Genomic DNA, 14,206 nt, shown 5'->3' with positions numbered 1-14,206 from the left:
TCATCTATTCAGAGAATAACAAAATGGTAAATTTAGTCTCGGCTAACTGGGAAAATAAACCTAGTGAATCAGTTCAAGAAAATCAGATGATTGCAGCCATTGATATTGGTACAAATTCTTTACATATCATAGTGGTAAAAATTGAAGCAACTTTACCATCTTTTACCATTATTGCCAGAGAAAAGGAAACGGTGAGATTAGGCGATCGCAATTTAATTACTGGCGAATTAAAACCGGAAGTGATGATGAAAGCGATCGCCTGTTTAGGAAGATTTAAAACTCTTGCTGACAGCTTAGGGACAAATAGTATTGTTGCTGTGGCGACAAGTGCAGTCCGGGAATCTCCCAACGGTCAAGAATTTCTTCAACAAATCGAAACCGAAGTCGGTTTAAGCGTTGACTTGATTTCCGGTCCCGAAGAAGCCCGTCGCATCTACTTAGGTGTATTATCGGGGATGGAATTTAACAACAAACCGCATATCATAATTGACATTGGTGGTGGTTCAACAGAATTGATTTTAGGAGACAGTGAAGAACCCCGTAGTCTCACCAGTACCAAAATCGGTGCAGTGCGCTTAACTGGGGAATTAATCGCCTCAGATCCCATCAGCGAAACCGAATTTAAATACCTCCAAGCTTACGCTAGAGGAATGCTAGAACGTTCTGTGGAAGAAGTGCAAGGAAAACTCAAAATTGGCGATTCTCCCCAGTTAATCGGCACATCTGGGACAATAGAAACCATCGCTACCATCCATGCGCGGGAAAAATTAGGTCTTGTTCCTTCCACCCTCAACGGGTATCAATTCAGTCTTCAAGACTTGCGAACTTGGGTAAATCGCTTACGCAAAATGACCAATGTAGAACGGGCTACCGTTCCGGGAATGCCAGAAAAAAGGTCAGAAGTGATACTTTCAGGGGCAGTAATTTTACAGGAAGCAATGACCTTGTTAGGAGTACAATCCGTAACAGTCTGTGAACGGTCTCTTAGGGAAGGCGTAATTGTAGACTGGATGCTAACTCATGGCTTCATTGACAACAGACTGCGGTTTCAAAGTTCCATTCGGGAACGCAGTGTATTAAAAACTGCCAAAAAATATCAAACTAACTTAGAACATAGCGAGCGTGTTACCGCTTTTGCACTTAATATATTTGACCAAACCAAAGGACAATTACATTATTGGAATGCAGATCAACGTCAATTACTATGGGCTGCTGCCATTTTACACAATAGTGGTCACTATATCAGCCATTCTGCACACCACAAACATTCATACTACTTAATTAGAAATGGTGAATTACTGGGTTATAACGAAACCGAAATCGAAATTATTGCCAATATAGCCCGTTATCACCGCAAATCTCCACCCAAGAAAAAACATGAAAGCTATCGGAATCTATTGCACAAAGAACATCGGACAATGGTTAATCAACTCAGTGCAATTTTAAGGTTAGCTGTTGCTTTAGACAGAAGACAAATAGGGGCTATTTCTCATGTTCAATGTGAATATGTTCCCAACTTCAAAGAATTTAAGATGTTGATATTTCCATCATTAATTGATGATGAATGTGCCTTAGAAATGTGGAGTTTAGATTACAAAAAAGGAGTTTTTGAAGAAGAATTTGGTTTAAAATTTGTGGCAATATTAGCAAATAGTAACACTCCATTGAGCTAAGTAGGTTGGCGTTAAAAATTGTCGATCAAACAGCTATTAATGAGATTTTACGCCGTCATATTGAAATGAAAAGAGCGATATAAAATTTATTCTATTCCTGTCAAATTGGCAGCTTGTTGAAAATAAGGTTGTAACATTTCACCAAGTTCTTGAACAATCAGGGAATTTGTATTTTTTGCTAATTCTGGTAAAATTAATTCTTTGCAGAAGCGATCATATTCTAAATGTTCTACCTTCAAATATTGATAAGCTTTTCTATGTATATCCTTTAGTGCTTCTTTACCTCTAAAAAATATTTTTGCTTCTTGAAAATCCAGTTCATGGGGATTATTAATATAGGTTTGCCACTGAAAATCTTGACTTATAATTATATCCTCTAACATATTTATTAAATTCAATATTCTGTTTTCTGATTCACTCGCTTTATCAACTACTTGCTGTTCAAAAAAAGTTCTCATATCTATCAAAGATAAAGATTCTATTTGATCTAATGTTAGTCTGAAATTTGCATTTTCTCGGAATTGAAACTTTAAACATTCAAATAATTCTCTTATTATCGAGTCTTGAAAATATTGTACTAGCCATTGTTCTAGCTGTGATTTGCTTAAATTATTATCAGTATCCTTTCTATATGTCTTCTTCTCACCTGTTTTTTCAGTAGATATCTGATTGAAAAGATTAGCAATAGTTTCTGTTTCTTCAAGTAAGAAATTTTCCCATTCATGTCTTTTCCAATAGATAATTCTTACTGATTTGTCTCTGATTAAATTAGAGTCAAGTTTGCTACTTATTTGCTCAATTTTTTCCTGTGTCCTAAAATCTCTATCAGTAATGGCAATTACTGGTATGCTTTGGTGTAATTGACTTTTATGATAGATTAATTTACCTATAGAATTAAAATTCCCACTACCACCTATTTCAATTACTTCATATTCTATGTCTGATAGCAAGTCTTGAGTTATTAGTTTACGAATAACTGTTCTAATAAATACAACTTCGGGACTTGTAGGCGCACCTTCAATTAATATATATAAAGTATTACTCAAGATTTCCATTATTTTTCTTCCAAATCACCCAAATTAATAATTTCCGAATCATAAAACATTTTTGCCACAGTTGGGGAATGGGTTGTAAAAATATATTGATTATTTGAATCATCTTCCCGCAAAACTTGAATTAATCTTTTTTGCCAAGCAGGATGTAAATGTAGTTCAACTTCGTCAATAAGAACAATGGAATTTTTAGCGGTATCTGCTGCTAAACCAACTAAAATTCTTAAAATTTGATGTTCCCCTGAACTCATTTGTAGTAAATCATATTCTACACCCTTTCTTTTGAGAATCAAAGTATCAGAATCTGGACCAGACTCTAAACCTATTAATTCTGAAGGGAAGCAAATTTTATTAAATAATCTTTGAACTCTCTTCCAATAGGACTCGCCGTATTTTTCTTCACTCCATGTTCTATGTTTACGGTAATATTCAATTAACCAAGATAAAACATCACTATGTGCATTTTGATCTTCTATATTTTGTTTATTGAAACTCTTAAATAATCTTACAGTACGTCTTTGATCTAAATAGCAAACTCCACCAATTCTATCAAATATTTGTGAAGTTTGACGATTTTTAGATATTGCTTGAGAAGCTCTACCTCTTGCACCCAAAACTCTAATAGAACCTTTAGGTGAAATATCATGATCACATAAATTATTTGGGATTCTAGTTGGAAAATACCAAATAACTTTTGCTGGACTTTCTAAAGGTGCAACTGATTTTGATAAATTAAAGTTTTGCTTCAATCCCAGTGAAGAATAAACATCGTTAATAGCTTCAGCTTCATCTTTTTCAATGGAATACTCAAATGTGATTTGAGCAATATTAGCTCTACCTCTAACTAATTGTTGTACATTGTATTCCAAACCCTCTCTTAACTCTGGATTTTGTGGATTTTCAAAGACTTTAACTACAACATGAATTGCATCTAAAATTGAAGTTTTACCAGAACCATTAGGACCGACAATTAAATTGATAGATCGAGGACGACTAAGTAAATCGGTAAAATCTAAAGAGATATCTTTAATAGCACGAAAGTTTTTTATTTCCAAGGAATGTAATTTCATAATACTTCTCAATATTTATATTTTATTTAACTTTTATTACACACTAAACTCATCATGGTCTCTAAAAATAGGAAATATGGTAAAGATTTGAGCTTAAGTTGATACCATTGAGCATTGCTAAACTGCTACAAATATTAAAAACTTCCTGTCTTTGACTCTTTTACACAACAAACAAACTTGCATCAACGTGAAAAAACTTCCCTAACATCTCAGCTTGTTCTCGCGTCACTCCCACCTCACCATTAATTACCTGAGAAACTAACTCACTCGAACCTAAAACAGAAACTAAATCACCTATTTCTAAATCCTGCGCTTCCAATAAATGCAAAATTCTCGAACGAGGGGTAGAAATATTTAGCTGATAATGCTGACTTTCAAAATCTTCAATTAGCCTTACCAATAACTCCAACAAAGCATTTTCTTCTGCTGTCAGACGAGGACGCGAAAGCAAATCTTCCACAACTGCTAAAAGCCGATCATTTTCTTCCTCAGTTTTAATAACTCGCGGTTGAGACTGAGAAAGTAATTTGCTGTAAACTTCTGAATCAAAAGTAAGAGTCATTTTTCCAGTAGTCTTTGTCATAAGAATACCCGGTAAGTGGGAAACTCAGTGGCTTTAGCCCTGAGAGGGAAACGGCACGAGCGGTTTTAACCGCTGTGAATCTTAAAATTGAAACCAGATTTTTGATTGGAACCTGGAAACCAACTCCCTTGCGGGGTAATGTTAGCTTCGACCTGTTATAAGAGCTTGTTAGGCTGGCAACACTGTTTCAGTGACCTTAAAACTGTTTAATTGCCAGCGACAGAGCAGGGAACTAGCTACGCATTCCAGGGTGTCGTGACTCAAATAACGGCTACCATGAGAGTAAACTCAGGGTGGTCTGGTCAGTACGGCTTGCTTGATTACTCTTGCAAGCCCAGTCCCTTTAGGGCTGGGTTACTGACATTCTGCATGAGTTAAGACATATTTAATATAGATGACCTGGTTCTCATAATTAATACTAGCAATTAAACGGTATTTATTGCCTTTAATATTGAAAACTGTCAAATTACCAACAGATTCAGCCTTGGGATAAACAGACTGTACTTCTACTAAATTACCCCAATTAGCTTTACTAACAGTAAAATACCAGTCATCAAGAGGTTCACAACAGTCTGCGTGTTCTTGACAATATTCTCTAAGCTTTTTTCGGCTGATAACGTGCATTAAACTTTAATTTAAACTTGAGCAGCCAATAATTTTATACAGTTATTACAACAATATCACATTCTCAAAATTAGATGGTTTGTTGTGCGATTCTTAAGTCGGGCTAGTACCGCAGGGCAAAAGTCAAAAGTCAAAAGTCAAAAGTCAAAACTAATATACAGTAGGCTTTTTGGCGATTGAATATGGTTGCTTTATTTATGCCGTGATGTACTAGTTCCCTCCGGGACGCTTTGCGTAGCTTGCTACCAATGTACCAGTTGTGTAAGTCCTGTACCTATAACCAAAAATTATATATATATAAATATCACAATACAAATTTATTATGTTTACGGTTGCATAGCCATAACCAGACATTGATATATTCACAGAAGTATTTATATAAACAAAGTAAAAAATATAACACTGAAATTTAAGAATTTCTTTTATAAAAAATCAGCCTAGCCATGCTAAAGTTTTAATCTCGTTATATTCCTTAGCTGCTTCAGCTTATGCATCTGCATTCTTTACATCAACAACACCTTGAAGAATTAGTCAAGAGTAGTGGTATAAACTTAGACTTAATTCGTTTAAATTTCAAATCGCTTCAAGGCATAAATGCTTATGAATATTTGCTGATTTCTGACCAACTCCCTCGCACCAATACAGGGATGATTAAAAACGCTTGGTTACAGCGGTATAGCCACATTACAGAAGGTGGTTGGTGGTGTTCGGGACTCGACCCTCTCAATAATTGGCATAAGATGGAATGGGGATGTTTTAAACCCAACCAACCGCGACAAAATCAAAAGGGCAAATCAATTAAATATGAACATCCTCCCAGCACCCCCACACGCATATTTTGTTTACGCATATCCTTACAAATTTGGCAACAAGTTGGCCAACTTTACAACTTAAATTTACCGGAAAATATTACTATTAATCATGATGATGAAGCCGAAGGTTTTTGGTCATGGGTAATTAAAAATAAAATAGCCATTGTCATTTGTGAAGGTGTGAAAAAAGCCGCAGCCCTTTTAAGCCAAGGATATGTTGCTATTGCTATTCCTGGTATTAATAGCGGTTATCGAGTTATTAAAGATGAATTTGGTAAAGTTACCCGGCGGCAATTAATACCTGATTTAGCAGTATTTACAAACATAAAACGCAACTTTTATATTTGTTTTGATTTTGAAACTCAAGCTAAAAAAATTGCGGCTGTAAATAATGCTATTTCCCAATTGGGTTGTTTATTTCAACAACAAAACTGTCCTGTTAAAGTTGTCGAACTTCCAGGAAAAGAAAAAGGAGTTGATGAATTTATCATTACTAAAGGTGCAACAGCCTTTGATAAAACTTATCGTCAAAGCCTAGATTTAGATATTTATATTGCCCAAACCAAACCCCATACAGAGTTAACAATTCCCGCTGCACTTACTGTTAACCGTCCTTATTTGGGAAAAATTGCCTTTCCTACCTCTGGTTTAGTAGGAGTGAAATCAGCCAAGGGTACAGGTAAAACCACAGCATTACAAAGCATTGTTCAACGAGCAAAAAATCATAATCAACCAGTTTTATTAATTACCCATAGAATCATCTTGGGACGGTTTTTATGTGATAAAATCGGGATTAAATGGGGTTTTGAGCATGAATCATGGCGGATAGAAGCTGATGAAGTAGCTGTTAAGTGTCCGTTACCAATTACGCCATCTTTGGGATTATGTGTAGATTCAATTTGGAAATTAAAACCCGAAGATTGGCACGGTGCAATATTAATTTTAGATGAGGTTGAGCAGTCTTTATGGCATTTACTCAATAGTAATACCTGTAAACAAAAACGAGTTAAAATTCTTCGTATTTTCCAACAACTAATTTCTACAGTTCTCACAACAGGAGGTTTGATAATTGCCCAAGATGCCGATTTATCAGATGTATCTTTAGAATATTTACAGACCTTAGCCGGAATTAAATTAAATCCTTGGGTAGTTGTCAATGAATGGAAACCGGAAAAAGGTTGGGATACAACTTTTTATGATTCACCCAATCCCACACCCCTAATTCATCAATTAGAATTAGATTTAATTGCTGGACGTAAATGCTATGTTACTACTGATAGTCGTTCTGGCCGCTACAGTTGTGAAACTATTGAACGTTATTTAAAAGAACGTTTACAGAAACTCAGAAGAGAATTTCCTGAAACTTTAGTAGTTAGTAGTCATACTACTAATACACCTGGTCATGCAGCCGTTGATTTGATAGCTGCTATTAATCAAAAAATCACTGATTATGATACTGTTTTTGTTACCCCTAGTTTGGGAACAGGAATTAGTATTGATGTTCAACATTTTGACCGAGTTTATGGCATTTTTCAAGGGGTAATTCCTGACTCAGAAGCCCGTCAAGCTTTAGCAAGAGTTAGGGATAATGTTCCCCGTATTGTTTGGTGTGCTAAACGCGGTATTGGCTTAATTGGTAGTGGTAGTACAAATTATCGGTTACTGTCTAATTGGTATCAAGAAAATCAAAAAGAAAACTTAGCTTTATTAAGTCCATTACATAAAATAGATGTAGATTTACCTCTAGTTTATGATCCTATTCATTTACGCACTTGGGCAAAATTATCTGCTAGGGTAAATGCTTCTATTCGTCTTTATCGGCAATCAATGCAAGATGGATTAATAACTGATGGTCATCAAATTCAAATGCGAAGTAATGAAGTCCAAAATAACATTCTTCGTGATTTGCGTTTAGCCTTTTTTGCCACTGAACCTAGTGATGTAGAAAATCGCAAACGGTTAATTGTAGAAATTGTTAAAGTGCAAAAAGATTGGGGACAAAGTCTTCAAAAAGCCAAGGAGATTAAACGCAAAATCAAAGAAATTAAGCAGCAAAATCAATCAGCAGCAGCAAATTCTGTAGCTAATGCTAAAGATATTGACTATGTGGAATATGAACAGCTATTAACTAAACATTCTCTTAGCAATGGAGAACGTCATCAAGTTGATAAATATATTCTCAGACAAAGGTATGGAATTGTAGTTACTCCCCAACTCAAAATCCAGGATGAAAAAGGTTATTATGGACAATTATTAATTCATTATTATCTGACTCATGAAAGTGAATATTTTCATGTAAAAGATCAGCAAGAATGGAGTCAGCAGTTATTGTGGGGTGAAGGTAAAGTTTTTCTCCCAGATTTAAGAACCTATACGTTGAAAGTAGAAGCTATGCGGGCTTTGGGAATAATGCAATTTCTGGAAACAGAAAGAGTATTTAGTGAAAATGACGCTGATTTAATTTGGCTAAAAAATGTAGCTGGACAAAGTAGTAGACATATTAAACGCGCTTTAGGTATTGATTTAGTTAGAGGTAAAGAATCTGTTGCGGGAATTAAGTTATTAAGCCGACTTTTAGGTTTGTTAGGTTTGAAATTACAGCAAGTCAATGATGGTTATAAAATTGATTTAGACACTCTAAATGATGGTAGAGATAAAATATTTGCAGTTTGGCAACACCGTGATGATTTGATGTTAACTACTTTACATAATATGGAATGTGAAATTGTAGATTTATCTAAAAAGTCTCAACAGGAAGCTGTACTGATAAGTTAAACAACAAAAAAACAGATCCCCGACTTCTCAAAGAAATCGGGGATATATCTGATCTATCTGTGGTAAAATCTATTTTGTGTGCTTACAAGTTACAAAATGAATAAAAATATTGATTTTGATGTTGTTAATGCTTTACACCAACAGGGTTTAGATCATTATCATGATGGTAATTATCAACAAGCACTGGCTAATTTTGATGCGGCTTTAGAATTATATGCTAATTTTTCAATGGCTTATATTAATCGAGGTAATATTTTTCATATTTTAGGTAATTATCAAAAAGCTATTGCTGATTATAATCAATGTATAAAAATCAATCCTAATTTTCCTGAAGCTTACCATAATCGGGGTAACAGTTATTATGCTTTGCAAGAATATCAAAGTGCAATTTCTAATTATAATCGTTCTCTAGAAATTAATCCTAAATTTGGTGCAGCTTACTACAATCGGGGTTTAGTTTATGCCCGTATCCAAGATTATTATCAAGCAATTGCTGATTTTAATCAAGCATTAAAAATAGTTCCTGATGATATTCAAGCATACTATGAACGGGGTTTAGTCCATAGTAATTTGGGAGATTATGAAAATGCCATTAAAGATTACAACCAAGCATTACAAATTAATCCTACATTAGTTTCAGTATATGGTTTTCGAGCAAATGCACATCACCACCTGGGAAATTATGAAAATGCGATTATTGATTATAATCAAGCATTACAAATTGATCCTCATTTAGCAACAGCTTACTATGGAAGGGGCATGGTACGAGAAGCTATACAAGATCTTATTGGTGCAGTTGCAGATTATACTCAAGCTATAGAAGTATCTCCAGAATTTGCCTCAGCTTACTGTAAGCGAGGAGATGCTTACAAGTTGTTAGGTAATATACAAACAGCTATTCAAGACTATAACCAAGCATTAAAGATAGATTCTGATTCTTTAGCAGCATATTATCATCGAGGAAGTAGTCGCTATATAGCTAAAGATTTTACAGGAGCAATTAGTGATTTTACTGAAGCTTTACGATTAGATTCCCAGTCTGCTGTATTTTATAGCGATCGCGCTAATGCTCGTTATGCCCTAAAGGAGTATCAAAAAGCTATATCAGATTATACTCAAGCCATCAGCATTAACCCTAATTTAGCTGAAGACTGGTTTAATCGCGGTCGTAGTCACTTTCTGCTAGGAGAATTAAATACCGCATTAGCAGATTTAAACCAAGCTATCCAATTACAACCACGCTATCCTTTAGCTTATTTAGTTAGAGCAGACATACATAGACATTTAGGGAATCAGCTAGACGCAATCGCTGATTTCCGTAAATCTGCTGATCTCTATTCTCAGTCAGGAAACACGCGATATTATCAGGAAATTACCAATCTGATTGCCAAAATGTCTCAGACTTGAATAGGGAACAGGGAACAGGAGAGAAACTTCTTTCTTCTTTCTTCTTTCTTCTTTCTTCTTTCTTCTTTCTTCCTCCTGACTCCTGACTCCTGACTCCTGACTCCTGACTCCTCAGTTAATTTCTCGATAGCGTTTTTGAAGATCCTGAATTGTGAATAAAGCCTCAAACTGCAAGCCAGCGGACTCATATAACGCCCCACCGCCTTGCAATCTATCTATTAGGGAAATTACCCTATCTACCGTATAACCAGCCGCCTGTAACCGCTCCACAGCCTTGAGTGCAGATTGTCCAGTTGTTACCACATCTTCCAAAACTACGACTTTTGCCCCCTGGGGTAAACTGGGACCTTCAATGTAAGCCATTGTCCCGTGTCCCTTGGCTTCCTTGCGAATAATTAAAGCTGGTATCAGTCTATTTTCATACACAGAAACCACACTAACTGCGGAGACAATCGGATCAGCACCTAAAGTTAAACCAGCTACAGCTTGAGTATCTTCAGGCAACATTGGTAACAATAACCTCGCCATAGCCAAAGCACCTTGAGGATGGAGTGTGACTTGTTTACCATTAATATAGTAAGAACTACGTTGTCCAGAGGAAAGAACAAAATCACCTTCTTGATACGCAAGCTGGCAAAATAAATCTAGTAGCTTTTGACGGAGAGTAGTTAAATCAGTGGTAACTGCCCAAATATCTGAGTTGCTAGAGGTTTGAGTGGAATAAGACATTACAAACAATTAAAAGTTGTGTTAAACCAAAATTGAAACTCAATAGAGTTATATTTATTAAGCATAAATTAAGATTCACCCAAAACCTAGCGAGAATTAAATTAATTTAATTCTGTCCGCAGAAACGAGCTTGGCTTTCGCGCTGAGAGTGTCAATCTCCCTCTTCGCTGATGACTACCTTACCTCGAAAGATAAACTAATTGTAGATGTTGTAAAACAACATAATCGCTACGGTATTAGATAAAAGTTCCATACTCTTTAAAGGAGTTAAGTAGAACCGCTTGAACAATTCAAAGTTTGTAGTGAGGAATTTATTCCTCATTTGAGGGCTGAAGCCCTCACTACGAAATCATCTTGGCTTGTTACAGCCTGGTCAAATTGCCACAATTACTCAACTGCACAGTGAATCTGGATTACAACAGCGCCTTCTAGCAATGGGTTTCCGCACCGGTAGGCAAATTGTGATGTTGCGTCGGGGATGACAGTAGATTTGATGATGGCAAAAATCAAGATTGGTAAGGCTGAGGGTGCAGATTTAATGGGGACTATTGCCCATCAAATAGACTGGGTACAGGCTTATAGTTTTATGTTATTTACTCTGCTTTATGTCCCTTGTTTGTCAACTGTTGCCGTGATCAAAAGTGAATCGAAAAGCTGGAAATTTGCAGTTATATCTGTAGTTTGGTCTATTGGTTTAGCTTGGGTAGCAAGTTTTATTTTCTATCAAAGTGCAAGAGCTTTAGGATTTTAATTTTTATAGCAATTTTCGGAGTTGCATAATGGTGGTATAGTAGTCGTTGGTACGGTGAGGCAAGTAACTAGTTGCTTATTTGCTAATTTTCCTTAATGGATGCTACGGTATGGGAATACCATAACTGCCAACGCATTATTTGTAAGTAAAATAAAGATTCGTGCTGTTTAATGCCTTAAAAGTGACTTTTTTCTTACCCGGACAATTTTTGAGTGCTAATTTGTTTTATGGAATCTAAATTTGGGAATTATCAAAAGAAAGTTAACCAGAATGACTTGCTGAAAAAAATTCCTAAATCAATCAATCCTGATTTCATTTACTTGTTTAGAAAGTATCTGTAAGTAATTTCAATCCTCTCCTCACAAAACTACATGAAACTACGTTCATTACTCCTATTTAGTATCACAACTACTCTTTTATTATCTTTACCAGTTAAGGCAAATTCTGATAACAACCAGCTTGAGAACCCAAGTCGCTGGAGTTTAAATAAATCAAATGTACAATTGCCAGAAATTAAATTTATTCCCCCTGATTCTGTCAGCAATATCAGTCCAACAGATACTCGTAACTTCACTGGTATATTGCCTTTAGGAAGAGAAATTTCAGAACTACAAACTCCCATTAAAACATTAATGGCTCGCTACAAATTTCTCTCTCCTGGAATTTTCTTTATGGACTTGGAAACAGGGGATTATTTAAGCATTAATGGAGATAAATCTTTTGCGGCTGCTAGTACAATTAAATATCCGATTTTAATTGCTTTGTTTCAGCAAGTAGATGCTGGAGAAATTCAATTAGATGAAACTTTAGTAATGGGCAGGAAACATATAGTTGGTGGCTCTGGAAATATGCAATATGCAAAGGTGGGAAGTAAGTTTAGTCTCTTAGAAACTGCAACTAGGATGATGACTATTAGCGATAACACTGCAACGAATATGATCATAGATCGTTTAGGCGGGATTACTCAATTAAATCAAAAATTTCGCAGTTGGGGATTGGAAAATACTGTTATGCGAAACAGACTGGGAGATTTTAAAGGAACTAATAAAACCAGCGCTAAAGATTTGGTAAAACTATCAGCTTTGATGGAAAATAATCAGTTAGTTTCCAATACAAGTGAATTACAAGTAATAGGTATTATGAATGGTTGTCGGAATAGAAGTTTATTACCTTCTGGTTTAGGTTCTGGGGCGAAGATAGCGCACAAAACAGGAACACTTAGGTTTATATTAGGAGATGCAGGTATCATTGAAACGTCATCAGGTAAGCGTTATTTAGCAGGAGTTTTTGTGCAAAGACCGAATCATGATGCTAGAGCAAAAGATTTTATTCGTCAAGTTTCTCAGGTAGTCTATGGTTATTTTGACCAACCAAAACTAAGTACCCAAAGAAGCTAGTAAATCTACACAAATTACAGTAGAAGTTATTTCTAAATCTAAACAAGTTTGTTGGAAAGTCACTTCATATAAAGATGTGTCTATACATTATTCTTTATATGAAGTGATTAAAACTTTGGATCTTTCACGCGATTACAAACATCATCAGATCAATAATGAATGGGAGATATAAATCCCCCATTACCCCAGTAAATTATTTTGTCTTTTGATTAAACAAGATAACTGGTATTTGGCACAATGGGAAATATTGCATACTCATACCAAGCTGTCCAGATAAAACTGCGAATCCAGCGTTGACGTTTTTCCAAACTTAATTCATACGCAAATGCACCAGAAGATTCATCAATGGAAGATAAATGAGAGTTACAACCACAGCCATGTTGATAGGTAAACCCGTATTTGGAGGCGATACTTTGTACCTTCATTTGGATTGCAAATACCTTACCTGCGTGGAGAATAGCATCCCAAGAACGTTTATGTTCTATATCCCGTTGATCAAATCTTAAAGCCCGTTCTTCAAACACATGATCTCGATAAATTGGAGCTAAATGTACATGATAGAAACTAGCTGGTAAATCATATCCAAATTCATCAAAAAGTTCTAAACCAATACGAGCTACTTTTACTTCGTTATTGTATTCAGAACCCTTTGATTCAAAATTATGTAGAACTTCTCCAAAGTTCGGATAGTTGTGAACCATAAAGTCATGTCCATAAAATTCCAGAGTTTCCTGTGCCATTTGTCCAAATAGCTGGGAAAATGACGGTATTAAATGAGATAAATGGGGGCGTTCATTAAACAAATCAACATCACCATATTGCAGTTTATATTGAAATAACTGCGCCATTTCCACATAAATTTGTGGATTACTGAATCTGACGTTTGCTCTACCTTTAGCGATATCTTGCCATACAGAAGGTAGTTGAGAAAGGGTAACGGCATTTTCACCAACAATGACTGCAACGTTAGAGACTTCTTGAAGCTGCATATCCAATTTCCGCAAAGAGATTAATTAGTTAGTTTACTGTAAAGAATCCCTTTTTTATCTTTTCAACATAATAATAAATGTTTGACAGACTGTCTTTTGACATTTAACTTACAAGTAGGTTGGGTTGACGCAAGGAAACCCAACATTGTCGGAATTTTGTTGGGTTGCGCTGTCGCTTAACCCAACCTACTAGTCTGTTAAAGACATTTTGACGCATAAAGAAGAAATGAACCACGAAGGACGCAAAGAGCGCGAAGGAAGAAGGAAGAAGGAAAATTTATTTACCCGTCATTTAGTTCTTGACAGACTACTACAATATATTCACAAAAATATATACGGTTAAA

The 14,206-nt window shown here is 35.6% G+C and carries 13 protein-coding genes; 7 read left to right on the top strand and 6 right to left on the bottom strand.

Going from position 1 to position 14,206, the window contains the following annotated elements; translation table 11 throughout:
* Positions 1 to 23: 23 nt before the first annotated feature.
* A complete protein-coding gene (locus ANA_RS13920) occupies positions 24 to 1,673 on the top strand; it encodes a Ppx/GppA phosphatase family protein (RefSeq protein ID WP_015080694.1) in 1,650 nt (549 codons plus the stop codon).
* Positions 1,674 to 1,759: 86 nt separating this feature from the next.
* Here ANA_RS13920 and ANA_RS13915 read toward each other — a convergent pair whose 3' ends face one another.
* From ANA_RS13915 to ANA_RS13900, 4 genes are all read right to left on the bottom strand, one after another.
* Positions 1,760 to 2,728, bottom strand: a complete 969-nt coding sequence (locus tag ANA_RS13915) for a hypothetical protein (RefSeq protein WP_015080693.1) — start codon at positions 2,726 to 2,728, stop codon at positions 1,760 to 1,762.
* Positions 2,728 to 3,795, bottom strand: a complete 1,068-nt coding sequence (locus tag ANA_RS13910) for an AAA family ATPase (protein ID WP_015080692.1) — start codon at positions 3,793 to 3,795, stop codon at positions 2,728 to 2,730. The genes ANA_RS13915 and ANA_RS13910 overlap by 1 nt, the downstream gene beginning before the upstream one ends.
* Before the next feature lie 160 nt (positions 3,796 to 3,955).
* Complete coding sequence (locus ANA_RS13905; RefSeq protein ID WP_015080691.1) at positions 3,956 to 4,378, bottom strand: helix-turn-helix domain-containing protein; 423 nt, start codon at positions 4,376 to 4,378, stop codon at positions 3,956 to 3,958.
* A 354-nt stretch (positions 4,379 to 4,732) separates the two neighbouring features.
* Positions 4,733 to 5,002 carry a type II toxin-antitoxin system HigB family toxin gene (locus tag ANA_RS13900; RefSeq protein ID WP_015080690.1) on the bottom strand — a complete coding sequence of 90 codons (270 nt, stop codon included), beginning with the start codon at positions 5,000 to 5,002 and terminating at the stop codon, positions 4,733 to 4,735.
* 488 nt (positions 5,003 to 5,490) lie between these two features.
* Between ANA_RS13900 and ANA_RS13895 the strand changes: the two genes are divergently transcribed.
* Together ANA_RS13895 and ANA_RS13890 are read left to right on the top strand one after the other, a co-directional pair.
* On the top strand, positions 5,491 to 8,589 hold the full coding sequence (locus ANA_RS13895) for a plasmid replication protein, CyRepA1 family (RefSeq protein ID WP_015080689.1): 3,099 nt from the start codon (positions 5,491 to 5,493) through the stop codon (positions 8,587 to 8,589).
* Positions 8,590 to 8,685: 96 nt separating this feature from the next.
* Positions 8,686 to 9,996, top strand: a complete 1,311-nt coding sequence (locus tag ANA_RS13890) for a tetratricopeptide repeat protein (RefSeq protein WP_051155189.1) — start codon at positions 8,686 to 8,688, stop codon at positions 9,994 to 9,996.
* A gap of 111 nt (positions 9,997 to 10,107) precedes the next feature.
* Here the strand turns inward: ANA_RS13890 and pyrE are convergent, their stop codons facing one another.
* A complete protein-coding gene (gene pyrE, locus ANA_RS13885) occupies positions 10,108 to 10,725 on the bottom strand; it encodes an orotate phosphoribosyltransferase (protein WP_015080687.1) in 618 nt (205 codons plus the stop codon).
* A 359-nt stretch (positions 10,726 to 11,084) separates the two neighbouring features.
* Between pyrE and ANA_RS24700 the strand changes: the two genes are divergently transcribed.
* The 3 genes from ANA_RS24700 (at position 11,085) to ANA_RS13875 (ending at position 12,873) form a co-directional block, all read left to right on the top strand.
* On the top strand, positions 11,085 to 11,207 hold the full coding sequence (locus ANA_RS24700; RefSeq protein WP_148279055.1) for a FeoA family protein: 123 nt from the start codon (positions 11,085 to 11,087) through the stop codon (positions 11,205 to 11,207).
* Positions 11,204 to 11,476: a nucleoside recognition domain-containing protein gene (locus ANA_RS13880; RefSeq protein ID WP_041458070.1), complete on the top strand. Its 273-nt coding sequence runs from the start codon at positions 11,204 to 11,206 to the stop codon at positions 11,474 to 11,476. Before ANA_RS24700 ends, ANA_RS13880 begins: the two co-directional genes overlap by 4 nt.
* Before the next feature lie 371 nt (positions 11,477 to 11,847).
* Positions 11,848 to 12,873 carry a serine hydrolase gene (locus tag ANA_RS13875; protein ID WP_015080686.1) on the top strand — a complete coding sequence of 342 codons (1,026 nt, stop codon included), beginning with the start codon at positions 11,848 to 11,850 and terminating at the stop codon, positions 12,871 to 12,873.
* A 209-nt stretch (positions 12,874 to 13,082) separates the two neighbouring features.
* On the opposite strand, the gene ANA_RS13870 is transcribed toward ANA_RS13875, so the two are convergent.
* The gene (locus tag ANA_RS13870) at positions 13,083 to 13,862 is read right to left on the bottom strand and encodes a hypothetical protein (protein ID WP_015080685.1); all 780 of its coding nucleotides are present in this window, start codon (positions 13,860 to 13,862) and stop codon (positions 13,083 to 13,085) included.
* Between the two features lie 208 nt (positions 13,863 to 14,070).
* On the opposite strand from ANA_RS13870, the gene ANA_RS28250 reads away from it, so the two are divergent.
* The gene (locus tag ANA_RS28250) at positions 14,071 to 14,205 is read left to right on the top strand and encodes a hypothetical protein (protein WP_256370280.1); all 135 of its coding nucleotides are present in this window, start codon (positions 14,071 to 14,073) and stop codon (positions 14,203 to 14,205) included.
* The last annotated feature ends 1 nt before the right edge of the window (position 14,206 follow it).

Source organism: Anabaena sp. 90, assembly GCF_000312705.1.
Lineage (GTDB): Bacteria > Cyanobacteriota > Cyanobacteriia > Cyanobacteriales > Nostocaceae > Dolichospermum > Dolichospermum lemmermannii.
This window is presented reverse-complemented; position numbering and strand designations above follow the sequence as displayed.